The following is a 25,308-nucleotide window of genomic DNA, read 5'->3' as shown; positions in this document are numbered from 1 at the left end:
CCATATAAAGGTTACTAAATGAGCAAAACCTGGGGCATTATGATGCTAAGCGTTCTGAGCGCACCATCGCTTGCCGAAACTGAACTGGCACACAACTTTTGTGGCAATTCAATGCAAACCAGTGCTTGGCAACCGCTTATTGGCCTTGATTTTGGCATGGTCGATATCCGTTCAGATGATATAGAGCTGCTTGGTACCCAAAGCGCTGAATTTACTGGTAACGTTGATATTAACACCCTTAATATGAGTTTGTCCGCACAAAGTGCATTAATTGACAAACAACGTGGCTTACTAAATGCTACGGGACCTATTACCTATCGCGATGCAATTAGTGAAGTTAATAGCGCAGGGCTTAATGCCGATTTAAACAACTCAGAGATTAGCCTGCTTGGTGCTGATTACAAATTAACGGAGCAACAAGGTCACGGTGGCGCTGAGAAGCTTACTGTTAATCAGTCTGGCTTAAACTTACTGAATGCAAGCTTTACTACTTGTCCAAACGAAACTCCTTTATGGGCAATTCAAGCCGAAGAAATTTTATTATCGAGTGAAAGTGGCTGGGGTGAAACACATGATATGGTGTTGCGTATAATGGATACGCCTGTACTTTATCTACCCTACTTTACTTTCCCTATTGATGAACGCCGTAAATCAGGTTTGTTAACTCCTAAAATTTCTAGTTCAGACCGCTACGGTGTAGAAACTATAACACCCTATTATTGGAATATTGCCCCTAACTTTGACGCCACAATTACACCGCGCTATATGTCTAAAAAAGGGGTTCAGCTCATTAATGAATTCCGCTACTTAACTGAAAATAGTAACGGTTTGTTAGGGTTGGAGTTTTTACAAAAGGACGATTCTGAGCCTGAGCTTAAAGAACGTTTCTTATTTCACTGGCAACAACAAAGTTATTTTGGTGATAAATGGCGCGCTAATATTGATATAACAAATGTAAGCGACGATAACTATTTAACTGATTTAGGTTCAGATTATGCGACGCGTACTGACACTCAGCTTTATCGTACGGGGTCATTATCATATTTAGGTGAGCGTTGGCGCACAGACATAAAAGTACAAAACTTTGAAGTACTCGGTAACCATTTAGACTCCTATGCTGCGTGGCCACAAATTAGCTTTTCGCAAACAGAACCATATAAATTGAGTAATGTTGAATTTACGCTTGATGGTGAAATCAGTCACTTCACAAATAATGATGCAGTTATTGATAAAGCCACCCGCCTTCATCTAGAACCAAAGGCAAGTTATGGCTATCAAGAATACGCATGGTCATTTTTGTCTGAGTTAAGTCTATTACATACCAATTATAAGCAAGAGGGCGACTTAACGGGCAGTGACTATGCTGATTCAGTATCAAGAACATTACCTAAGCTACGCTTGTATAGTCAGTTAAACTTTGAGCGTGACACCTCACTGGTTAAGAGTGGGATTCAAACTCTTGAACCCCAACTGCAATATTTATATACACCAGATAAAGATCAATCCGACATAGGGCTGTACGATACAACAAAACTGCAAGATGACTTTTTTGGTTTATTTCGTGATAAACGTTTTTCAAGTGTAGACCGTATTGCAGCTGCCAATCAATTTACATTGGGTGCAACCACTCGTTTGTTCAGTGAAAGTAATGAAGAGCTATTCAACTTCAGTGCCGGACAAATATTTTACTTAAATGATTCAGCCAAACCTTCGGCGCAAGGGATAAACCCTAATACTAACTATAATGCCTTGTTTGCAGCACAAACCATGGTACATTGGCACCGTCGTTGGTATTTATCAGGTGGGATTCAATATGACGCTGATGGTAAGCAAATTATTCAGTCAAATGTAACTTTAGACTACAAAGGTGACAATAATCAGCTAGTCCAATTGAACCATCGCTATGCAAATGATGTCTCAGGCAATACAATCGAACAAGTTGGCTTGTTTACTAGTTTTCCAATTAGTGAGCAATGGCAATTTGTGAATAGCTACCACCGCGACCTTGATACCGGACGTAGCATTGAGATATTCAGTGGATTGCAATATGAATCGTGCTGTTGGGCTTTTCAACTCACAGCCCGTCGCCAAATCGAAACTGATTTAAATCAATCGATAGGCCAAGAACAAGCTACATTTGACTCAAGCATTGGATTTAATATTGTCTTGAAAGGATTAGGTAGTAAAAGCCGTTATGATGCACAAAAATTATTACAACAAGGTATTTTTGGCTATCGTAGACCGTATTTTCTTAATAACTAGTATTAGCAGAGTATTAGAAAAAGTATGAATTTAAAAAAATTATTAGCATCAGCATTATTAGGTTTTGGTTTATGCCAAAACGTTATCGCAGCACCTGTAGAAATTGACAAAGTAGTCGGCATCGTTAACCAAGGTGTAATTTTACAAAGTGAAGTAGACACCATAGTTAACCGCGTTAAAACGCAAGCAAAAGAGCAAGGCCAAGAACTTCCATCAGATGAAACGTTACGTATTCAAGCGATGGAACGTCTAGTTAACCAAACGCTTATGATGCAGCTCGCTGAGCGTATGGGCCTTGAAATTTCAGATAGTCAACTTGATCAAACATTAGTTGGTATGGCAAAAGAGCAAGGTGGTTCTATTGCTGATTTGCGCCGTACAATTGAAGAGTCAGGCGAAAGCTTTCAATCGTATCGTGAAGAGATACGCAAAGAGATTACGACACAGCAAGTAATGCGTGCCAATGTAGATCGTCGTATCTATATAAGCCCGCAAGAAGTAGATAACTTATTAAAAATAATGGAAAGCCAAGGGCAAAACACTGAAGAATTTGATATTGGTCACATATTGATTGATATTCCAAACAATGCAACGGCCGATGAAATTAGCAGCGCAAAAACACGTGCAGATAAAGTTATTGAATTCTTACAAGACGGTAAAGAATTTAAACGTATTGCCATCTCTTCATCAAGTGGCTCAAAGGCGCTTGAAGGCGGCCAGCTAGGTTGGATGAGTATCAATGAAATGCCATCATTGTTTGCTGAAGCAGTAAAGGGCACTAAAAAAGACGCAATCATTGGGCCTCTTCGCTCTGGTGCAGGTTTTCACATTGTTAAAGTTCAAGATATCCGTGGACGTCAGGTTGTTGAAACAACAGAAGTTCGCTCACGTCATATACTAATCAAGCCGTCAATTATCCTAAGTGAAGAGAAAGCCCGCTCAATGCTTAATGGTTTTGCCAAAGAATTACGTGAAGGCACAGCCGACTTTGCCGAGTTAGCTAAAGAGCACTCAGAAGATCCAGGCTCTGCACTTAAAGGCGGTGAGTACGATTGGACAGATCCAACAACATACGTTCCTGCCTTTAGAGATACATTACTTTCACTTGATCAAAATGAAATCAGTGATCCATTTAGAACTACATTTGGTTGGCATATTGTACAGCTGCTAGATAAACGTGTAGCTGATAAAACTGAACTTGCTAAGCGCAACCGTGCTCATGGCATGTTGTTTAACCGTAAATTTAAAGAAGAAAGCTTTAACTGGCAGCAAGAGATGCGCGAACAAGCCCATGTTGATATTTTCCCAATTGAAGATTAACCAATGACGTTACGTATTGCGATTACCCCCGGCGAACCCGCCGGGATCGGCCCTGATTTATTACTCAAGCTAGCTCAACATGATTGGCCTGCACAGCTTGTAGTGATTGCTGATGGTCAGTTATTAAAACAACGCGCTAAACAGCTGGGTTTATCTATTAACTTAATTGCATTTGATGAATCAGCGCCTGCAACAACCTGCCCAGCTGGAACTGTGTATTTACATCAGGTTGATTTGGGTGCACAGGTCGAATTGGGCATACTCGATGATGCTAACGGTCAATATGTTCTCGATACACTGCGCATTGCTTCTGAGAAGAATATGGACGGCACATTTGATGCCGTTGTAACCGGGCCCGTACATAAAGGCATTATAAATAAAGCCGGTATTTCATTTAGTGGTCATACAGAGTATTTTGCTCAGCAATCAAATACTCCTGATGTCGTCATGATGTTGGCTACAGAAGGCCTGCGTGTTGCTTTAGTTACTACGCATATTCCTCTTGCTTATGTGTCACGTGCTATCACTGTCGAACGGTTATCTAAAGTTGCAGGTATTTTGCACCACGACCTAAAAACAAAGTTTGGTATTGAAAACCCACGAATTTTAGTCTGTGGGTTAAACCCGCATGCAGGTGAAGATGGACATTTAGGCCGCGAAGAGATTGAAACAATCACGCCGACTCTTAAGTTATTAAACAACCAAGGCATGAACCTAATAGGCCCTCTTCCTGCTGATACACTGTTTCAAGATAAATATTTATCTCAAGCAGATGCCGTGCTTGCAATGTATCACGATCAAGGTTTACCTGTGCTAAAATACAAAGGATTTGGTAAGTCAGTAAATATCACTTTAGGTTTACCTTTTATTCGCACGTCAGTTGATCATGGTACAGCGCTAGATTTAGCCGGTACAGGTGATGCTGATGTTGGTAGTTTTGAATTAGCGATCCGCGAAGCAATTAAGCTCGCCCATGAAAAAGCACAGAATCAATGACAGATAAAGTACACTTAGGTCACCGCGCCCGTAAACGTTTTGGACAAAACTTTTTGTTCGATGAGTCAATCATCGATAAAATAGTTACTGCAATCGATCCGAAACCTGAAGACAACCTAGTAGAAATCGGCCCTGGTTTGGGCGCTATTACTGAACCTGTCAGCGAGTTAAGTGGTCACTTAACAGTTGTAGAACTCGATAAAGACCTTGCACAACGTTTAACAGAGCACCCATTTTTAGGTCCTAAATTAACCGTGCATCAGGGTGATGCGATGAAGTTTGATTTTTCAAGCTTGGTTCGTGATGACAAAAAATTAAAAGTATTTGGCAACCTGCCTTACAACATTTCAACGCCATTACTATTTCACTTGTTTGAGTTTGCAGACAACGTTGAACATATGCACTTTATGCTACAAAAAGAAGTCGTAAAACGTATGGTTGCAGGCCCTGGCAGTAAAACATTTGGTCGCCTAAGTGTTATGACACAATATTACTGTAATGCAATGCCTGTTGTTGAGGTGCCGCCTGAGTGCTTTAAACCTGCGCCAAAAGTTGACTCTGCAGTAATTCGTCTCATCCCAAAAAAACCAGAACAGCGCACTGCCAAAAGTGTAAAAATACTCAATACTGTATGCTTAGAAGCGTTTAACCAACGCCGAAAAACGCTTCGTAATAGCTTGGGTAATTTATTAACTGCTGATGAGCTAACAAGTATTGGCATTGATATTACTCTTCGCGCTGAAAGTCTTTCATTACAACAATTTATAGATATAGCTAACTGGATTTATGACAACAAGCAGTAATTTGGGCTCTCCCATAAAAGTGTCGGTTGAAACTTTCTATGTCGAAGGACAATCTCAACCTGAACTTGATAAATACGTTTTTGCCTACTCGGTAACCATTAAAAACCATAGTTTGTGCAGTGCAAAATTAGTAAGCCGCTATTGGTTGATAACTGACGCTAACGGTAAAGAAATTGAAGTACAAGGTGAAGGTGTGGTTGGAGAAAAACCAACTATAGCTCCTGGTGAGAGCTACAAATACACCAGTGGTGCTGTAATTGAAACCCCAGTGGGTACCATGCAAGGTTATTACACATTAAAGAATGAATTTGGCACTGAGTTTGATGCGCCAATTAATGTGTTTAGATTAGCTCAACCTAATATTCTGCACTAAGCTATATGGCTGACTATGCTATAGGTGATTTACAAGGCTGTTATGACGAATTTCAAGCCTTGTTAAAGTTGGTAAATTTTAACCCAGCTAAAGACCACCTATACTTGGTCGGCGATATTGTTGCAAGGGGCCCAGAATCCCTTGCCTGCCTAGAATATCTTTATAAAAACCAAGACAGCGTTACTATTACATTAGGCAATCATGATTTACATATGATTGCATGCTATTTATTAGGCAAGCCTGTTAACCCTAAAGATAACCTAGGTGCTGTATTTAGCTCTGAAAAACTTTCTCACTATATTCATTTTTTACGCCAGCAACCACTTGCCTTATGGTTAGAAAAATATAAAACCTTCATTTCTCATGCTGGTTTAAACCCCGATTGGTCAATATCTAAAGCACTTAAACATGCTCAGTTTGCCACACAATGCTACCAAAGCGATGAAGTAAACTCTTTTTTGGAGGGGATGTACGCACAGCACCCACCACAAATGAGTAAACAACTAACAGATATTGAACGATTTCGTTTTATTGTTAACTATTTTACACGAATGCGCTTTTTAACTTTAGATGGGCAGTTAGAGCTGAAATCTAAAGGCGCAATTAATGATAAAAATACAATAGTACCCTGGTTTTCTCATCCACGTTTTCAATCATTAGATTGTGAGATTGTTTTTGGTCACTGGGCCGCACTTGAGGGGAAAACACCCTTATCAAATTTACATGCACTGGACACAGGCTGTGTCTGGGGTGGGGAAATGACACTAATGGAACTTAAAAATAAACAATGCTTTAGTGTTAATTCTAATCAATTCATCTAAATTAACTGAAAAAAAAGCCATTCTCTGTTAGATTTAGTATAATAAATGTTAAAAGTAATTAAATTTAATTACTTAACTTATCTGCAATTAAGCCGATAAAGTCTAATCATTACTCTTTTATGGAAATTCATATGAACTTAACTGTTAGCCAACGCATCTGGGGTGGATTTATCTGCATCACCTTATTGCTTCTCTTAATTGGTGGGAACTCTCTGTTCAGAATTGCAAACATTAATAACTCTGCGCAACAGGTCAACCAGTTATCTTTACCTGCTTTGGAAGAAAGCTCAGAGCTTCAGGTTGAGTTCATCCTTATGAGTAAGGCTGCACAAGCTAGTTTTTACACTACATCTAATGCAGAGTTGGAACCAATAAAAAAATCGCTACAAGAGCGTAAAGTACTATTCGACCGTTCTCAGTCTCAACTCAAACAAGTGGTTGCTAACAATGCGCAACTTAGCAAAAGCAGTCGTGATGTAGAGCAAACCTACAATGGGTTTATCGCGTCAGTGGAAGGCCTATTAAACGATAAAGCAGCTGAACTAAGGCTCAATAAAGAGCTAAAAATGCAGTTGGAAACAATTGAATTAGCGGCTGAAGATGCTAACTCTGTTGTCCTTGATATCATTGATATTGATGGCCTAGAAGAAAGTGACTCTCGCGCATATCAAGCTGCAAATATGCTCGAGAACAACTTTTTATCATTAGTAACAACCAGCACTGACATGCTAACAGTAAAAACACAGAACACGCTTGATATAGTAAAAAATGAACAAGTTTACTTCCTTGAAGAAATTGAAAGAAGCATTAGCCTATTAAAGCCAGCGGTTGAAGCAAATGACCCTGACCTGTTTGATGACTTAAATAATTACTTTGTATCAATAAAAGATAATGTTAAAGGTAACAACAGCCTATCAGCTAACAAAAAGCGCTTAATTGACACAATTGCACTGACTAAATCTGAGCTGGCGGAAGCTGAAACAGCAACAACGAAAGCACTTAAACAACTTAATGAACTGGTGAGTCAAGCTAGTAACGTTGCTTTTGAATTGCAGAAAGGCGTTAGCAGTGATGTAACCTCAGCAAATTTATGGACATGGGTAGGCATGATAAGCGCCACCTTACTTGCTATTATCGTAGCATATATTACGGTTAGCCGAATTACCAAACCATTAGCTGAAGTTAACCGTGTACTTGATATTGTAGCGAGTGGCGATATGACACAACGCCTTGACGATTCAGCACAGGATGAATTTGGTGAACTATCTCGCAGCTGTAACACACTTATTGATAGCTTGAGAAGCTTGATAAGGGGCATTATATCGCGTTCAACTCAACTTGCCGCAGCTTCAGAAGAAACATCAGCAATTACTGGCGAATCTAGCCAAGCAATTCGTAATCAACAAGCGCAGGTTGAACAGGCTGCAACTGCAACAACCGAAATGAGTAGTACATCTCAAACTGTAAGCATCAGTGCCCAACAAGCACTTAAAGAAATAAAAAATGCAGATAAAGAAGCTGACCGCGTCAAAGGGATTTCAAGCCAGAACAAAGCAACAATCGAACAGCTTGCCCGCGAGGTAGACGATGCTTCGCAAGTTATTAATAAGCTTCACCAGGACAGTGCATCAATTGGTAGTATTCTTGATGTTATACGTGGAATTGCAGACCAAACCAACTTACTCGCACTTAACGCTGCTATAGAAGCTGCTCGTGCAGGTGAGCAAGGTCGTGGCTTTGCCGTTGTAGCTGATGAGGTACGCTCTCTTGCCAGCAAGACGCAAGAGTCGACTCAAGAGATTCAAGCTATGATTGAGTCTTTACAAAGCGGTGCTGAGGCTGCTGTTTCTGCTATGTCTAAAGGCAAGCAACAAGCTGAGTCATGTGTTGAGCAATCTGATTTAGCAAACACAGCCCTAGACTCAATTACTGCCGCGGTGGCACAAGCTCATGATGTCAGTGAAGAGATTTCAACAGCAGCGCAGGAGCAACAACAAGTATCTCAAGAGATCAGTGAGCGACTTGAATCGATTGTTGCAATTGCAGAACAAACTGCTGAAGGTGCGAATCAAACCAACATATCAAGTTCAGAAGTTGCAAAACTAGCTGAAGAGCTACGTTTATCTGTTGATGAATTTAAAGTGTAATTTATCAGTTAAATAGAATAGCAAAAAGCCGCATTTGAGCAATCAAATGCGGCTTTTTAATACCTAATTTACGCACCAAATAATAGTTGAATATAGCTCAATAACACTACAGCGGTTATTAAAGTTAAAAAACTGATGGCGCAAAGCCGGTGTGGAATGGTGTGATATAAAAGCCCGGGCATTTGCTTTAGGTTCGCAAAGCTTGGAATAAAGAATAAGGAGTAGGATTCAAACTTACTGAGTTTGTTGAGCGTGTTTTTACATGCTAACCTTAGCCCCGAAAAATACATTAACACAAAGCTGGAAGCGCCCATTACCTCTACTAATGCCATTAGTTCCATACTAATTAATACCTCTGGCCCAGCAACAAACATTACAATTATAATTGCTAATGACCGCCATAGCCCCTTACTAGTATATCCCTTTAATTTATTTAGCATTTTATAATCTTCCCTTATTTTATGCATACCTCACTTTAGCGTAACGTTAGATTAAAATATAGATACAGAATAAGATAACAATTCACGTGACTTACTAACTTGCATGTAATCAACTGGGTCAGGTCCTTAAAAGATTTCACTCAAAGTTAAAGTAATAGAAATTAAGCTAATATAAGTAGTAGACACAAAAAAACCACGACTAGCGTGGTTTTTTTTCAAAACAATGTAGGTGTATTATAAACCTGCACGGTCCTTGATAACAGCGATCAATGCTGAACCACCATGGCCATTAGATTCAGCCCATGAGATATCTGCACCATCCTCTAAAGAGCTTTTAGAAAGGTTTTTAACAACATACTCACCTGCATCAACTGCATTGCTCGCAATTGCGTGACGTAGTAAATTGTTTCCATTACATTTTACTGCATCGTAAATGTTACGAATTTTAACTCGTGAACTTTTTAACTTGCTGCGTAAACGATTTTTATCATCTGCAGCTATATACTCACAAATAGACACAGCTAACTGATCATTCGCTTTAGCTGGTGCACTAAAAGCAAGAGATCCAGAAACAACCGCAGTAACAACTAGTAATGTTGATAATTTAACCATGAAAGACCCTTAAGTAATACTTTTTACCTATATCGATTGTTTAATATTGTACCAATCTATAAGATTAATCGCAATAATGTTACTCAACTTTATCTAAAGTTACGAACTTATACTGATGTAAATTCTTATCATCGGGTGTATTTACTTGCTCTTCAACAATCTGCCAATTGGCTACTTTTTCATAATCGGGAAATTGAGTGTCGCCAGCTACATCCAGCTCAATAAACGTTAAGTAAAGTGTAGTCGCTTTCTGTAAAAACTGCTGATAAATATTTCCACCGCCAATAATCATTACCTCATCAGTATTATTAACTAATGCTAATGCTTCATCTGGTGATTTAACTACCTCAATACCAGGTGCACGATATGCTTCATTACGACTAATGATAATATTTTGCCTGCCAGGAAGTGGGCGCCCAATAGACTCAAATGTTTTTCGTCCCATGATCACCGGCTTACTCATAGTTACACGTTTAAAGTGCTGTAAGTCAGCAGGTAAATGCCATGGCATTTTATTATCATTACCAATAATTCGATTATTCGCCATTGCTGCAATCATTGAAATTTTCACAAAACCACCTAATGCTTTTTTACTAACCAAGAAAAAAGGAGCAAAAGCTCCTTTTTAAAATTTATTTTGTATTAACGCTCGTAAACAACTTCTACGTCGTAATCATCTTCGTCCCAATCTTCCCAATCATCATCATCGGTATTCTTAGTTGCGTCCTTATGGTATGTATCCCATTTAAACTCAACTTCCTCATCTTCAATTGGAACAAACTTTTCTTTAGGCATACTATCAAGTAATGCCATAATGTCATGGCAAAGAGCTTGCGTATTTTGCTTATTAACTGCAGAAATACGATAGATATTTGTCTCTTCACCCAACTCTTCTGCTATTTCCTCACACAATGCTTGTGCTTCGTCTTCTGGGAGTAGATCAATCTTATTAAATACTAACCAACGTGGCTTTTCAGCAAGCTTTGGACTGTACTGATGCAACTCGTTGATAATAGCAAACGCATTTTCAACAGGGCTTGAGCCATCGACAGGCATAATATCGATAATATGTAATAACACGCGGCAGCGCTCAAGGTGTTTTAAGAATCGAATACCTAAACCTGCGCCATCAGAAGCACCTTCAATTAGCCCCGGTATATCAGCAATTACAAAAGACTTATTTGCATCAGGTCTAACAACCCCTAAATTAGGGATAAGTGTTGTAAACGGGTAATCAGCAACTTTTGGCTTTGCAGCAGATACACTGCGAATAAAAGTAGATTTACCTGCATTTGGTAACCCAAGTAAGCCAACATCAGCTAATAACATTAGCTCAAGCTTAAGCATACGCACTTCACCTGGTGTACCTAATGTTTTCTGGCGTGGTGCACGGTTAGTACTTGATTTAAAACGTGCGTTTCCTAAGCCATGAAAACCACCTTTAGCAACCACTAAACGCTGACCATCTTGAGTAAGGTCGCCTAACGACTCTTGCGTATCAACGTCAGTTACACGCGTGCCCACAGGCACTTTTATATAAAGGTCTTCACCTTTTTTACCAGTACAATTACGGCTTTGACCATTCGTACCACGCTCAGCACGATGGAAGCGCTCGAACTGGTAATCAATTAAGGTATTTAAGTTTTCATCTGCTTGTAGATAAACACTGCCACCGTCACCGCCATCGCCGCCATCAGGCCCACCATCCGGCACATATTTTTCACGACGGAAAGACACGATGCCGCTGCCACCGTCACCAGCTTCTGCGCGAATTTCTACTTCATCTACAAACTTCATGATTACTCACTTTAGGATTGGCTTGTTAATAACTCTATTATATACCTAAGTGGCCTATTGAGCACACTATGCATAAAAACACTTGGATATATAGTTTGATGGGCTTAAAACAAAAAACCCCGCAAAGGCGGGGTTTTTTAAGAACCGGCTCTGATTACTCAGATACGATGCTTACGTATTTACGGTTTAAAGGACCTTTTTGTTCAAACTGAACTTTACCATCTGCTTTCGCGAAGATAGTGTGGTCTTTACCGATACCTACGTTTGAGCCAGCGTGAAAACGAGTTCCACGTTGACGTACAATGATGCTACCCGCTAGAACTGATTCGCCACCAAAACGCTTAACACCTAGGCGTTTGCTTTCTGAATCGCGACCGTTACGAGTACTACCAGCTGCTTTTTTATGTGCCATTTCTAAGTACCTCTAATTAAGCGCTAATGCCAGTGATTTTAACTTCTGTGAACCATTGACGATGGCCCATTTGCTTACGAGAATGCTTACGGCGTCTAAATTTAACAACCTTAATTTTCTCACCGCGACCATGTGAAACAACCTCAGCTGTTACTTTACCACCGTTTACGAACGGTACACCGATCTCGATTTTCTCACCATCAGCAACTAAAAGTACTGAATCAAATTCAACTGCTGCACCAGTCTCAACGTCTAATTTCTCAAGACGAATTGTTTGACCTTCAGTCACACGGTGCTGTTTACCACCACTTTGGAAAACCGCGTACATAATTAACTCCGTCTGTGCGCCCTCAAATCGACGCAACTAAAATATTCTTCAATAGGGCGCGAAGTTTACGCTAATGTGCAAAAACTAGCAAGCCCGTTTTTTAATTAAATGAATAAAAAATAGCTGCTTTGAGAGCAATTCAATATTTTCACCTATTTTATATTAAATTAGCATTATGCCAAGTGCTTTTTTGTCCACGATGACAAATAAATTACAGCAACTAAATATCGCTTGATGAATAAAAAACAACCGCGTGAATTATCACCACTTTTAAGTTATCTCTCGTAATAAAGGCTAAATTTAGTATTTTAAACCTGTTTTTTCAGCGAATTGTCACAAAATATCGAGCAAGCGCGTTTTTTGTTGTACAATCGGCACCGTATACCCATTAAAATTGGCTCGGAGATCAATGGATATAAAAGCTATCCAGGCGTTAATCGAAAACGATATGAATGACGTCAATCAACTTATTCACGCACAAATGCGCTCTGATGTGGCATTAGTCAATCAACTTGGCTTATATATAGTAAATAGTGGTGGCAAGCGAGTTCGCCCTATGTTGGCTATTTTAGCAGCTAAAGCACTTGGCTATAAAGGGTGTGATCATATTACACTGGCAACCATTGTAGAGTTTATTCATACAGCAACCTTGCTGCATGATGACGTTGTTGATGAATCTAATTTACGCCGTGGTACACCAACAGCAAATGCTGAGTTTGGTAATGCTGCAAGTGTACTTGTTGGTGACTTTATCTACACACGCTCTTTTCAGCTAATGGTTGGCATTGGCAAAATGCAAGTCATGCAAATACTTGCTGATGCAACCAACGTAATCGCTGAAGGTGAAGTCCTGCAATTGATGAATTGCAATGACCCTGATACGACTGAAGACAGCTACATGCAGGTTATCTACTCAAAAACAGCTAAGCTATTTGAAGCAGCAACAGGGCTTGCTGCTGTTATTACTGAACAAGACGAAGCAACGCTAAAAGCGCTCAATCTGTACGGCATGCATTTAGGCACCGCATTTCAGTTAGTAGATGATGTACTTGACTACAATGCTGATGCTGAACAATTAGGCAAAAATATTGGCGATGATTTAGCGGAAGGTAAGCCTACCCTGCCACTTATTTATGCAATGCAGCAAGGCAATGCAGAGCAGGTTCAGTTAATCCGCGATGCGATAGAGCACAGCAATGGAATGGATCACTTAGAAGCAATTCTATGCGCTTTACGTGAAACAAATGCACTTGAGTTTACTATGAATAAAGCAGACGAAGAAGCAGATAAAGCCATTGCCTGTTTATCTGTGTTAGCTGATTCGCCTTATAAAGAAGCGCTAGTTAGCCTAGCCCGTATTGCGGTTGATCGTAGTCACTAAAATTAATGATTTGATTTCGAGCATAAAAAAAGCCTGCTTTTGCAGGCTTTTTATTACCGCCAACTACTTGGCAGTAATAGCAAGATTATGCGTTGATAAAATCAACACCTTCTTGAATGTCTTTTTTCAGTGTGTCTAGCATGTCGTTTTTAGCTTGTTGCTCAAACGCACTTAGTTCACCGTAAGAAAGAATTTCTTCTACGCCGTTTTTGCCTAAACGTACTGGGTGTGCGAAGTATTCTGCATCGCCATCTTCAACAGCTACGTATGCATAATCTACAACGTCTTCACCTTGTAGGCCTTTTACTAAAGACATACAGAAGCGTGCTGCTGCTGCACCCATTGATAATGTAGCTGAACCACCACCCGCTTTAGCATTTACTACTTCAGTACCCGCATTTTGGATACGTGGAGTAAGTGCCGCAACTTCTTCATCAGTGAAAGTAACACCTTCAACTTGAGAAAGTAATGGAAGGATTGTTGTGCCTGAGTGACCACCAATAACAGGTACTTTAACTGAAGCAACATCAACACCTTTAAGCTCAGCGATGAATGCTTCTGAACGAATTACGTCAAGTGTTGTGATACCAAAAACACGGTTTGCATCGTAAGTACCCGCTTTTTTGAATACTTCAGCAACAATTGGTACTGTACCGTTTACTGGGTTAGTGATGATACCTACTAATGCTTTAGGACAGTTAGCAACAATACCTTCAGCTAATGTTTTAATGATACCAGCATTTACGTTGAATAAATCAGCACGGTCCATACCTGGCTTACGTGGCATACCAGCTGGAATAAGTACAATGTCACAACCCGTTAATGCTTGATCAAGTGCATCAGCACCGAAACCAGCAACTTTAACATCAGTTGGGATGTGAGAAAGGTCAACAGCAACACCAGGAACAACTGGGGCAACATCATAAAGTGATAACTCAGAACCTGCTGGTAAACCTGTTTTTAGTAATAAAGACAACGCTTGACCGATACCGCCTGCAGCACCTAATACAGCAACTTTCATTGGAATTCTCCGTAATTTAAGGTAGAAAATATTTGTGGCACTAAGATAAAGAAATTAACGGCTAAAGACAAATTTATCCTGCTTATTTTGCATATAATTTCGACCATAGTTGTAAATAACTTGAGCAAGAGATAATAAATCATTCTCAAGCAGCTATTTATGCCTTTTATTCAGTAATAAAAACAACTACTGCATAAGTATGCATTTTTGTGTAGAATTTAGAGCATCAAATAACAAAGCAGACCACAACATGCAACCACAAGATAAACAAGAAGCGCTAGTTAAAGCTTTTAAATCACTTTTAAAAGAAGAAAACTTTGGGTCCCAAGGTGAAATTGTTGACGCATTAAAAGACCAAGGTTTTGATAACATAAGCCAAAGTAAAGTGTCACGCATGTTAAGTAAATTTGGTGCCGTACGAACTCGTAATGCTAAACAAGAGATGGTTTATTGCTTACCGGCCGAGATGGGCGTGCCGACAGCAAAAAGCCCACTTCGTCAGTTAGTCATTGATATCATGCATAATGAAATGATGATTATAATCCGTACAAGCCCCGGTGCTGCACAGTTAATAGCCCGTTTATTAGATTCATTAGGTAAAGCTGATGGCGTACTAGGAACAATTGCAGGTGATGACACCATTTTTATTGCACCCGCCAAAATATCTGAAATTGACGTGACATTGGAACGTGTGCGAATCTTATTTGATACAGTTTAAAGCTGTTTTAAAAAGTTAATCGATGGGGCAAAAAATGCGGATCCCATGTCTGCTTGAGTAAAATCAAGCCAGTGGTCATAACATTCCCCCTGCCCCAATCGGCTTTGCAGCACCTTTTCAAATACACTACCATTTGCAGCACAGTGTATTGCTAAAACGCCCTGCTCATGAACATCCCCATATGGCATACTTTGGTTAAGCAATAATGGATGTCCTTGCTCATCTTTGAGCTCCGTTCGTACTGCATGACTAGTTTGAACTTCAGGATTCAATGGCGTATTTTCGAGGCGGGTTCGCCCCATTATTTGCTCTTGCTCATGTAACGATAAATGCTGCCATACAGTCAAATCATGTTTATAACGCTGGACATGTATATAACTCCCCTGATCTTCGAAGTTATCAGCCTTATGAACCAATGCGGTGGCTCGCTTTTGTCGCCCATGTGGTGTGTCGCCACCAAGTATAAAACCATTAAAATCACGGCCATCTAAAAACCTAAAATTACGAACTTGCTCAACCAACTCAACATCAGGTGAAAATAGCTTTAGAATCTGTAACGCAAATAAGTGATTTACATCCTCTCTATCTGAGCGGATCTGAACAAACAAATCGAATGGCTGTGCTGCCATAACATGATCATTATGAGTAATATTAGGAAAGCTTTGTAGTTGACTAGGAATAAACTCAGGGAGTATGTGGGGCCAATATTGCGCACCTACAGCAACAAAACTTGAGAGCATTGATTCTGAAAACTGATCTGAGAATTCATCTTGAATAATGCTAACACGCTTTAGCTTTTTACGTAGTGACTCGTCATGACCATCAAATACATTAAAAAACAAATGCAAACCGTGTAAGTTTGCTTCAGCACAAATCCCTGATTGCGCTTGCGCCATGGTGATTCCTTAACTCTAGGTTGTACACAGCATTACACTTTGATAATTAATCAGCGAAAAAATTTACCGTGTGTGGTTTTATTTTTATTGTTACCTGTTCATTTATATTAAATGACTGGCTTAGCTCGGCAGCAACTTCTATCTCTTGACCACATAATGCCACTTTAAACACATTAGATGAGCCAATAAAGCGCTGACTTAATATAGTCACAGGGTGGCTATCCGATTCTGAAACAGCAGATAAAACTAAATGATGTGGGCGAATATATAACTGCCCTTCATCTGATTTATGGTTATGTGCTTGCAAGGATTTAACCTGCCCAAAACAAGTTGAATACTCTGTTGCTGTAACTGCTTTCGCATCTAAGTATATGCCCTGACCGAGAAATTCCGCAACTACCTTTGAATTTGGCATACTAAAAAGCTGTTCAGGCGAGCCTTGTTGCGCAATTTTACCTTCGTGCATGACAGCTAAACTATCTGAAAATGCAAATGCCTCTTCTTTTGAGTGAGTAACAAATACCGCTGAAACTTGCTGATTTTTTATTATACGGCGAATATCTGCGATTAACTCAAAGCGTACCTGCGTGTCGATATTAGAAAATGGTTCATCCAGCAACAATAAACTAGGTTTGTACGCGAGTGCTCTAGCTATGGCTACACGCTGCTGTTGCCCACCAGATAATTGATGAGGGTATCGTGCAGCACAGCCAAGTAAATGAACTAGCTCTAGCATTTCAGTCACACGTTCTTTTTTTTGCGCTTTAGTCATGTTTGTTAGGCCAAAAGCAATATTATCAGCAACCGTTAAGTGTGGGAATAACGCATAATCTTGAAACATCATGCCTATATTACGATGCTCTGGTGCTAAAAATGACTGCTCATCCGACACTAACTTTGAGTCAATAAATACTTTTCCCTGCTTCGCTTCAATAATGCCTGCAATAGCTTTTAACGTGGTCGTCTTACCACAGCCACTGGCACCAAGCAGGCAAACAATCTCATCCTTTGCAACAGTTAAGTTTAAGTGTTCAATCACTGAAGTACCGTTATATTGGTACGATAAATTTTCTAAAACTAAACTACTCATTTAACTACGTTGCTCCATTGAGCGGTTAACAAGGTACAATGGCACAAGCCCCACTAAAACAATCGAGAGCGCTGAAATTGAAGCAAGCTCTAACTGTTCATCACTCACATATTGAAACACATGCGTTGCAAGGGTTTCAAAATTAAAAGGCCTAAGTAACAATGCAGCGGGGAGCTCTTTCATACACTCAATAAATACCAACAAACCAGCGGTTAGAATACCACGGCGCAACAGAGGAATATGCACCTTTGTTAACGTTTGTCCTTGGCTTTTTCCCATTGATTGGCTAGCCATATCTAACGAAGGGCTAATACGCATAAAGCTCGCTTCAACAGCGCCATGGGCTATAGCATAAAATCGTACAACATATGCAAAGATTATGGCAAATAAAGTACCGCTAAGTAGTAAGCCTGGCGAAAACCCAAATGGTTCCAGCCAAATATTAAGGCGATCATCAAGCATTGTTAAGGGTAATAACACTGCAATAGCTAAAACAGTGCCAGGTAATGCGTAGCCCGTACTGGCCAGTCGACCAGGGATGAGTGGATATTGCTGCTTTGCGATGCGTTGATAAAAAACAACTAATAGGCTTAATACAATGGTGATAACACACACAATCGCAGCCACTTTAAAACTTTGCCAAGCATATAAGAAAAAAGCATCATTCCATGCTTGGTCAGCATACGCAAAAGCATAATTGAGCAGTACAGCAACAGGTAATATAAAAGCAAAAAATAACACGGCACAACAAAACAGCGTTGCTAACCAGGCGTAAAACCCTTTTAAACTATACAGTGTTTCACTATTAACACCTGACTGACGTTCATAAACAGCTTGCTCACGGCGACTAAAGCGCTCTAACATTAACGCTAAAAATAGCATTAATAACATAATACCTGATATTTTAGCGGCCGCTGTTAAGGAATAATAGCCAAGCCATGTATCGTAAACAGCCGTTGTAAGTGTACTCACCGCAAAGTAATTAACTGTGGCGAAGTCAGCCATTGTTTCCATGCTAATTAACGCAAGACCTGCAACAATAGCACCACGTGCTAACGGCATACTGACACGGTAAAAACTTTTAAACGGTGATAACCCCATAATTTGGCTAGCTTGTACCAACTTAAATGATTGTTCACGTAAAGCGGTTTTAAAAATTAAATAGAGATATGGATATAAAACAAGGGCAATCATAATAATCGCGCCGGGTAGCGTTCGAATATCAAAAAACCAATAATCACTTGGGGATTGCCAACCAAACCAATCACGAAGCGCAACTTGTATCGGCCCCGCATAATCAAATAAATCGGTATATACATAGGCAATTATATAGGTTGGCATAGCAAGGGGCAGCATAAGGGCCCATTCAAACTGTTTTCTACCGGGGAAATCACAATAAGCGGTGATCCAACCTAGCGGTAATGCTATTGCGCTACTGACAATACACACACCCAGGATCAACAATAAAGTATTGCGTACGTAATCCCACAACACGGTATCCCAAAGGTGGCTAAAAACATCTGAATCGCCTTGCAGCGATTCAAATAAAAGAAAGCATAGCGGAGTTACCAATACAACACCGATAACCCACGCAAATAACTGCCATCGAGACAGTGAAAATTTTAAACTCATTAAAGGTCGAACTTCACCTCATCAATCAACTTAAGCGCTAACGGACGATATTTGCTAATTTCATCCAGTGGTAAACTGTCTTCCGTAAAGTTACCCCAAGATGCCACTAAACTTGATAATTCCACACCTGGTTTAACCGGATATTCCATATTGACCGAGGCATACATATTTTGCGCCTTATTGTCGGTCATAAACTCGATGAGTTTCAAGGCATTTTCTGGATTTTTAGCGTATTTGGTCATTACCACACCAGATACATTAATATGTGAGCCACGATCACCTTGATTTGGGAAGTTTATATTTACAGCATCAGCCCATGTTTTTTGAGCTGGATCTTGAATCATTTTGCCAAAATAATAACTGTTGCCTAAAGCCAAATCACATAATCCCTCTTTTACAGCTTTCACTTGAGCACGATCATTACCTTGAGGCTTACGGGCTAAATTTGCTTTCACACCTTCAAGCCATTGCTTTGTTTGAGCTTCGCCATGATGCGCAATCATAGAAGCAACAAGGCCTAAATTGTAAGGATGTTTACCCGAACGAGTACACAGCTTTCCTTTATATTTTGGTAAGGCTAAATCTTCATAATTTAAATCAGCCAGTGGTCCCATTCTATCTTTAGATGAATAAACATTTCGCACCCGCTTGGTTAATGCAATCCACTGTCCTTCATTATCACGGAACTTTGCAGGAACATTTTCATTAACTGTTTCACTGTTAATCGCTTGTGTTAAATTAAGCTCGTCTAACTGGACTAAGTCACTAAAATTGGACGTTAAAACTAAATCTGCTCGACTGTGTTTACCTTCGCGCTTAACTCGTTCAATAAGCCCTTTTTTAGCGAAAACGACATTGGTTTCAATGCCCGTCTGCTTAGTAAAATCATCCAGAATAGGCTGGATTAAAAATGGCTGACGAAAAGAATAAATATTTACTGCATCATCAGCCAAGGCAGGGGCTGATACTGTAAGTCCAATCAAAACTGCTAATGTTTTTTTCATAAATCGTGCTCGCACAAATAGTAATTATTATCAATCAATAATACCTTTTCCCCACTTAAAGTGCACCTAAAATCTAGTTTGAGGGCATATACAGAAGTTGGCTGTGAGACATCTCTTACGCTACTGGCAGCTATTGAGTATAAATATAACGAATTATCACCCAAATAAAAAATAAGCAACTGATTTATATAAATTAAACTTACATTCAATTCAAACAGCAAAATTTTTAATGTAGTTTTTCGCCTATTTTGTTTGCATAAACTCTCTATACTTATTTCATCGGTTAAGCAGACAACTTAGATAAGTTTGCAACAAGGAATAGTAGCTCAATAATCGTTAAGAAAGGTTTAGTTGGAAACTAGGATATACGGACAGGCTCAGGAAGAGTAACACAAGGGATTGGTAAAAAAAGGACAGCATCATGATGATGCGAAATGGACTAACAACAGGGCTCGAAAGAGAGTTGTTATACAGGATGTAAAATAGGGAAAATCATGGACAGGCCTTTAAGGCACCACAATGGAACTGTTTTATAAATGGATAGCATCAGGATGATGCGTAAAGGACGGGTAATAGACGTTACCAAAATGGAGTATGGATACAATTGGATATAGGCCCGGATAGCCTAAATTGTGCAGAACGAATAAGTAACAGCGCAATAACATGGATTAGTAAAAATTAGGAGTTGATTAAGTTCAATTGCAGGATGCAGAAAATTAGAAGATTCCGCAAGCGCGACTAGAGATAGTACGCGCTTTTCTTTTGCCTAAAATTCACCACTCAGATAAGCCTACCCAATAAATACACAAGCTTTACTGTGGCCGGCCCTTATTTCGTTTACCTAATAAGTAAGCATCACGGAACTTCATAAAATGCTGCTCAAGTTTGCTTGAGGCATCTAGTTCTCCGGCTAATGCTAAAACCATGATTGCCACTTCAGCTGTTCCTAACTGATGGGCATGTGGTGCAACACGCAAGCGGTAATCAGAGAGTTTTTCAGCACTGATAGACAGGACAGGTAAACCATCTAGGTAAGGGCTTTTACGGATCATTTTTTTTGCTTCACGCCACGTGCCATCTAAAAAGATAAATAAAGGACGTTTATTTGGCAGACGCTCTACAGCTGTAATTACACGAGAGGCATCTTCAACATCAGTGGCAGGAAAAATTACTATAGGCTGATATTGCGGGTTATTCAATAACGCTAATAACTTTTCATCAGGCTCTGTTCTGTCCCAACGAAAAGCGAAGTTATCAGGCACTATTTCAGCTATTAATCGCCCTGTATTAGAAGGTTTAAAGCTTTCATTATGGTACATCAGCATACAAACCGCAGCAGCGCATTGAGCCTGCTCTACACCGTCACAAATACAGTAATGTTTTGCGATTAAGCATTGTTCACAGCGATCCATCTTGCCACCACGAGCATTAAACTCACGCCGAGATTCACTTATTTGCTGAGCTCGTAAAGCAAGTACTGAGTTAGTAGAGCGGTTAGTCACGTGATTTAATACCTAAAAAATGATCGGCGCATATTGTAGCACACAGTTCGCCCTCCCAGCCTACATATTCGTAGCAGCGATTTTATATCGCGTTTAAGGAGATTTTATATCGCGTTTAAGGAGGTTTTATATCGCGCGGGGTAAACCTGCGCCTACAAAACAAAAAACCCAAGCCGAGGCTTGGGTTTTTAAACAATTAACTAAAAGAACTTACTTCTTCTTTTTAACAGCTTTTTTGTTTGGTAAGTCAGTGATTGAACCTTCAAAGATTTCAGCCGCAAGGCCGATTGATTCGTTCAGTGTTGGGTGAGCGTGAATGGTAAGTGCTAAATCTTCGCCATCAGCGCCCATTTCAACAGCTAGGCCGATTTCACCAAGCATTTCGCCTGCATTGATACCAACCATAGCACCACCGATTACGCGGCCACTGTCTTTATCAAAGATAAGCTTAGTTGAACCCTCAGTACGAGCAGATGCAATTGCACGACCTGAAGCAGCCCACGGGAATACCGCAGTTTCAATGCTCAAGTTTTGCTCTTTTGCTTCTTTTTCAGTAACACCTACCCATGCGATTTCTGGGTCAGTATATGCAATTGAAGGAATGCACTTAGGATCAAAGTAATGTTTTTGACCAGAAATAACTTCAGCAGCAACATGACCTTCATGAACCGCTTTATGAGCAAGCATAGGTTGGCCAACGATGTCACCAATTGCAAAAATGTTATCAACATTCGTTTTAAGTTGCTTATCAACATTGATGAAGCCACGCTCATCAACGTTAACGCCGGCTTTATCTGCATCAAGCAATTTACCATTTGGTGTACGACCAACAGCAACAAGTACTTTGTCGTAACGTACCGGCTCTGCTGGTGCATTTTTGCCTTCAAACGTTACATATAAACCGTCATCTTTTGCTTCAACGCCAGTTACTTTAGTAGAAAGCATTACATTAAACTTGTCTTTAACGTAGCGTTGGTAAATTTTGATAATGTCTTTATCTGCAGCTGGTACTAATTGATCAGCAAACTCAACAACATCAATATTTGAGCCTAGTGCGCGGTAAACAGTCCCCATCTCAAGACCGATAATACCACCACCTAGTACAAGTAGTTTTTCTGGTACATCTTTAAGCTCTAATGCGCCAGTTGAATCAATTACACGGTCATCTTCTGGGATGAAAGGTAAGTTTACTGGTTGTGAACCGGCTGCAATAATAGCGTTATCAAAGCTAATCGTTGTTGCGCCATCAGCACCTTCAACTGCGATTGTGTTGCTGCCAGTGAATTTACCGTAACCGTAAACCACTTTAACTTTACGCATTTTAGCCATGCCGTCTAGGCCGCCAGTTAACTGACCAATTACAGAGTCTTTCCATGAACGGATTTTGTCTAAGTCAATTTGTGGCGCGCCAAAAGTAACACCATGAGATGACATTTCAGCTGCATCATCAATTACTTTAGCTACGTGCAATAATGCTTTTGAAGGGATACAACCAACATTAAGACATACACCGCCTAATGTATCGCGAGACTCTACTAATGTTACTTCTAAGCCCAAGTCAGCAGCACGGAAAGCCGCAGAATAACCACCAGGACCACCGCCTAGTACAACAACTTGAGTTTTTAATTCGTTGCTCATGCTATTACCTTAATTGTTTGAACGGGACACTGCCCTAAAGTTTAACTGCCATGTTTCTGCATGGGCAGAAAGCCAGAGCAGATCAAAAATTTATGCAAATATACCAATAGTGTATCATTGCAAATGGTAAAAATCCCAGCAAAAAACAACTGGCTGGGATTTGATTCTATTTATTTAACTACATGCATCAATTGCTGCATTACATCACTAGTTGGCGAATATCGCTCATGTAGCTTGCAAGCGTCACAGTAAAGCGTGCTGCTAATGCACCGTCAATCACCCTATGGTCGTATGACATTGAAAGTGGAACCATTAATTTAGGTTCAAACTCTTTACCATTCCATTTTGGTTTCATTTCAGATTTAGACACACCTAAAATAGCAACCTCTGGCGCATTAACGATAGGCGTAAATGCAGTACCACCAATACCACCAAGGCTTGAAATAGTAAAACAACCGCCTTGCATATCAGAAGAGGTAAGCTTACCTTCACGCGCTTTAACCGAGATATCCATCAGTTCGCGTGATAATTCAATGATGCCTTTCTTATCAACATCTTTAAATACTGGTACAACCAAACCATTTGGCGTATCAACTGCAACACCGATATTGATGTACTTTTTAAGAATTAAGCTTTCACCATCTTCAGATAAAGATGAGTTAAATGTAGGGAACTCAGCTAATGCTTTTGCTGCTGCTTTCATTACAAATACTAAAGGTGTAATTTTAACACCCAGCTTTTTCTTCTCGTTAAGTGCATTTTGCTCTTTACGGAATTGCTCAAGAGTAGTGATATCAGCTTCATCAAACTGGGTAACGTGTGGGATTTGCACCCAGTTACGGTGTAAGTTCTTGCCTGATAGCTTTTGAATGCGAGACAGTTTCTTCTCTTCGATTTCACCAAATTTAGCAAAATCAACTTTAGGCCATGGGATTAAACCAAGTTCACCGCCACCAGCATTACCTTTGCCAGCTGATAATTGACCAGACTCAACTTGCTTCACTAGGTTTTTAACATAGTTTTGCACGTCTTCTTTAATAACACGGTTTTTACGGCCTGAGCCTTTTACGTTCGCAAGGTTAATACCAAACTCACGAGCTAAACGGCGAACAACTGGCGATGCATGAGCATAAGCACTGTTGTTTTCAAAGCTTTCATTACTTGCTTTTGCAGGTGCTGCTTGCGCTGGCGCAGGTTTTGATTCTGCTTTTGGCGCTGGTGCTGATTTTTCTGCAGGTGCTGCAGCTGGCGCGCTACCGGCAACTTCAAAAACAAAAATAAGTGAACCGGTCGATACTTTATCGCCTGCGGCTACTTTTATTTCTTTTACTGTGCCCGCAAACGGTGCAGGAACTTCCATTGCCGCTTTGTCGCCTTCAACGTTTAAGATTGATTGATCTTCTTCAACCTTATCGCCGACCGCAACCATGACTTCAGTCACTTCAACTTCGTCACCGCCAATATCTGGCACGTTGACTTCTTTGCTACTTGACTGAGCACTTGCTGCTGGTGCAGATTCTTGCGCTGGCTCGTCTTGTGCAGCTTCGTCTTGTGCAGGTGCTGCTGATTCGCTACCAGCAACTTCAAAAACAAACACTAAAGAGCCTGTTTTTACTTTATCGCCAGTTTCAATTTTGATTTCTTTAACAGTGCCTGCAAACGGTGCTGGTACTTCCATAGCAGCTTTGTCGCCTTCAACGTTTAAGATAGATTGCTCTTCTTCTACGCTGTCGCCCACTGCAACCATGATTTCTGTTACTTCAACTTCATCATCACCGATATCTGGTACAGTCACTTCTTTTGTTGTTGAGCCTGAAGAGGCAGCAGGTGCTGCGTCTTCAGATTTAGCAGAAGCTTCTGGCGCTTTTTCTTCGCCAGCACTCTCGCCTTCAAAAATCATAATTAAAGAGCCAGTAGTAACCGTGTCACCTTCGCTTACTTTAATTTCTTTAACTGTACCCGCTTGCGCAGCCGGTACTTCCATTGACGCTTTATCGCCTTCAACAGTTAGTAATGATTGGTCAACTTCAACAACGTCGCCAACATTTACTAAGATTTCGGTTACTTCGACTTCATCGCCACCGATATCTGGTACATTAATTTCAATACTCATTG

The 25,308-nt window shown here is 40.1% G+C and carries 22 protein-coding genes; 9 read left to right on the top strand and 13 right to left on the bottom strand.

From position 1 onward, the window contains the following. Positions 1–18: 18 nt before the first annotated feature. The 7 genes from lptD (at position 19) to ACHUE3_RS11930 (ending at position 8,722) form a co-directional block, all read left to right on the top strand. Positions 19–2,262, top strand: coding sequence for an LPS assembly protein LptD (gene lptD, locus ACHUE3_RS11960; RefSeq protein ID WP_394192639.1), 2,244 nt, complete (start codon positions 19–21; stop codon positions 2,260–2,262). A 12-nt stretch (positions 2,263–2,274) separates the two neighbouring features. Next, positions 2,275–3,582 (top strand): peptidylprolyl isomerase SurA, encoded by a 1,308-nt coding sequence (surA, locus tag ACHUE3_RS11955; protein ID WP_394192772.1) that lies wholly within the window; start codon positions 2,275–2,277, stop codon positions 3,580–3,582. A 3-nt stretch (positions 3,583–3,585) separates the two neighbouring features. Next, positions 3,586–4,578, top strand: coding sequence for a 4-hydroxythreonine-4-phosphate dehydrogenase PdxA (pdxA, locus tag ACHUE3_RS11950; protein ID WP_394192638.1), 993 nt, complete (start codon positions 3,586–3,588; stop codon positions 4,576–4,578). Beyond that, on the top strand, positions 4,575–5,381 hold the full coding sequence (rsmA, locus tag ACHUE3_RS11945) for a 16S rRNA (adenine(1518)-N(6)/adenine(1519)-N(6))-dimethyltransferase RsmA (protein ID WP_058561674.1): 807 nt from the start codon (positions 4,575–4,577) through the stop codon (positions 5,379–5,381). Before pdxA ends, rsmA begins: the two co-directional genes overlap by 4 nt. After that, positions 5,365–5,754: a Co2+/Mg2+ efflux protein ApaG gene (gene apaG / locus ACHUE3_RS11940; RefSeq protein WP_394192637.1), complete on the top strand. Its 390-nt coding sequence runs from the start codon at positions 5,365–5,367 to the stop codon at positions 5,752–5,754. Before rsmA ends, apaG begins: the two co-directional genes overlap by 17 nt. A 5-nt stretch (positions 5,755–5,759) precedes the next feature. Continuing rightward, positions 5,760–6,575 (top strand): symmetrical bis(5'-nucleosyl)-tetraphosphatase, encoded by an 816-nt coding sequence (locus ACHUE3_RS11935; protein WP_394192636.1) that lies wholly within the window; start codon positions 5,760–5,762, stop codon positions 6,573–6,575. A gap of 131 nt (positions 6,576–6,706) precedes the next feature. Next, positions 6,707–8,722 carry a methyl-accepting chemotaxis protein gene (locus tag ACHUE3_RS11930; protein ID WP_394192635.1) on the top strand — a complete coding sequence of 672 codons (2,016 nt, stop codon included), beginning with the start codon at positions 6,707–6,709 and terminating at the stop codon, positions 8,720–8,722. Between the two features lie 674 nt (positions 8,723–9,396). Here the strand turns inward: ACHUE3_RS11930 and ACHUE3_RS11925 are convergent. The 5 genes from ACHUE3_RS11925 to rplU all read right to left on the bottom strand — a co-directional run bounded on the left by ACHUE3_RS11925 (position 9,397) and on the right by rplU (position 12,311). Further along, positions 9,397–9,774, bottom strand: coding sequence for a DUF3718 domain-containing protein (locus ACHUE3_RS11925; protein WP_394192634.1), 378 nt, complete (start codon positions 9,772–9,774; stop codon positions 9,397–9,399). A gap of 79 nt (positions 9,775–9,853) precedes the next feature. Continuing rightward, positions 9,854–10,345, bottom strand: coding sequence for a type 3 dihydrofolate reductase (gene folA / locus ACHUE3_RS11920; RefSeq protein WP_394192633.1), 492 nt, complete (start codon positions 10,343–10,345; stop codon positions 9,854–9,856). 71 nt (positions 10,346–10,416) lie between these two features. Continuing rightward, complete coding sequence (cgtA, locus tag ACHUE3_RS11915) at positions 10,417–11,571, bottom strand: Obg family GTPase CgtA (protein WP_394192632.1); 1,155 nt, start codon at positions 11,569–11,571, stop codon at positions 10,417–10,419. A gap of 154 nt (positions 11,572–11,725) precedes the next feature. Then, complete coding sequence (gene rpmA / locus ACHUE3_RS11910) at positions 11,726–11,983, bottom strand: 50S ribosomal protein L27 (protein ID WP_058561666.1); 258 nt, start codon at positions 11,981–11,983, stop codon at positions 11,726–11,728. 16 nt (positions 11,984–11,999) lie between these two features. Then, complete coding sequence (gene rplU / locus ACHUE3_RS11905; protein WP_004587921.1) at positions 12,000–12,311, bottom strand: 50S ribosomal protein L21; 312 nt, start codon at positions 12,309–12,311, stop codon at positions 12,000–12,002. 409 nt (positions 12,312–12,720) lie between these two features. On the opposite strand from rplU, the gene ispB reads away from it, so the two are divergent. Further along, positions 12,721–13,692, top strand: coding sequence for an octaprenyl diphosphate synthase (gene ispB, locus ACHUE3_RS11900; protein ID WP_394192631.1), 972 nt, complete (start codon positions 12,721–12,723; stop codon positions 13,690–13,692). An 85-nt stretch (positions 13,693–13,777) separates the two neighbouring features. Here the strand turns inward: ispB and mdh are convergent, their stop codons facing one another. Then, on the bottom strand, positions 13,778–14,713 hold the full coding sequence (gene mdh / locus ACHUE3_RS11895) for a malate dehydrogenase (protein WP_099294685.1): 936 nt from the start codon (positions 14,711–14,713) through the stop codon (positions 13,778–13,780). Positions 14,714–14,963: 250 nt separating this feature from the next. On the opposite strand from mdh, the gene argR reads away from it, so the two are divergent. Continuing rightward, on the top strand, positions 14,964–15,431 hold the full coding sequence (argR, locus tag ACHUE3_RS11890) for a transcriptional regulator ArgR (RefSeq protein WP_002957753.1): 468 nt from the start codon (positions 14,964–14,966) through the stop codon (positions 15,429–15,431). Here argR and ACHUE3_RS11885 read toward each other — a convergent pair. The 7 genes from ACHUE3_RS11885 to aceF form a co-directional block, all read right to left on the bottom strand. Continuing rightward, positions 15,428–16,327 (bottom strand): Dyp-type peroxidase, encoded by a 900-nt coding sequence (locus ACHUE3_RS11885; RefSeq protein ID WP_394192630.1) that lies wholly within the window; start codon positions 16,325–16,327, stop codon positions 15,428–15,430. The two genes, argR and ACHUE3_RS11885, sit on opposite strands and share 4 nt — an antisense overlap. 46 nt (positions 16,328–16,373) lie before the next feature. Continuing rightward, positions 16,374–17,417, bottom strand: coding sequence for an ABC transporter ATP-binding protein (locus tag ACHUE3_RS11880; RefSeq protein ID WP_394192629.1), 1,044 nt, complete (start codon positions 17,415–17,417; stop codon positions 16,374–16,376). Further along, on the bottom strand, positions 17,418–19,049 hold the full coding sequence (locus ACHUE3_RS11875) for an ABC transporter permease (protein ID WP_394192628.1): 1,632 nt from the start codon (positions 19,047–19,049) through the stop codon (positions 17,418–17,420). Then, entirely contained in the window at positions 19,049–20,053 is a 1,005-nt protein-coding gene (locus tag ACHUE3_RS11870; protein ID WP_394192627.1) for a Fe(3+) ABC transporter substrate-binding protein, read from the bottom strand. Before ACHUE3_RS11870 ends, ACHUE3_RS11875 begins: the two co-directional genes overlap by 1 nt. An 812-nt stretch (positions 20,054–20,865) precedes the next feature. Continuing rightward, complete coding sequence (locus ACHUE3_RS11865; RefSeq protein WP_394192626.1) at positions 20,866–21,555, bottom strand: tRNA-uridine aminocarboxypropyltransferase; 690 nt, start codon at positions 21,553–21,555, stop codon at positions 20,866–20,868. Positions 21,556–21,765: 210 nt separating this feature from the next. After that, positions 21,766–23,193 carry a dihydrolipoyl dehydrogenase gene (lpdA, locus tag ACHUE3_RS11860; RefSeq protein WP_394192625.1) on the bottom strand — a complete coding sequence of 476 codons (1,428 nt, stop codon included), beginning with the start codon at positions 23,191–23,193 and terminating at the stop codon, positions 21,766–21,768. A 199-nt stretch (positions 23,194–23,392) separates the two neighbouring features. Further along, positions 23,393–25,306 carry a pyruvate dehydrogenase complex dihydrolipoyllysine-residue acetyltransferase gene (gene aceF, locus ACHUE3_RS11855; protein ID WP_394192624.1) on the bottom strand — a complete coding sequence of 638 codons (1,914 nt, stop codon included), beginning with the start codon at positions 25,304–25,306 and terminating at the stop codon, positions 23,393–23,395. Positions 25,307–25,308: the final 2 nt, after the last annotated feature.

Source organism: Pseudoalteromonas atlantica (genome assembly GCF_043641955.1).
GTDB lineage: Bacteria > Pseudomonadota > Gammaproteobacteria > Enterobacterales > Alteromonadaceae > Pseudoalteromonas > Pseudoalteromonas atlantica_A.
The sequence above is the reverse complement of the archived record's forward strand: the minus strand, read 5'-3'. Positions and strand labels throughout refer to the sequence as shown.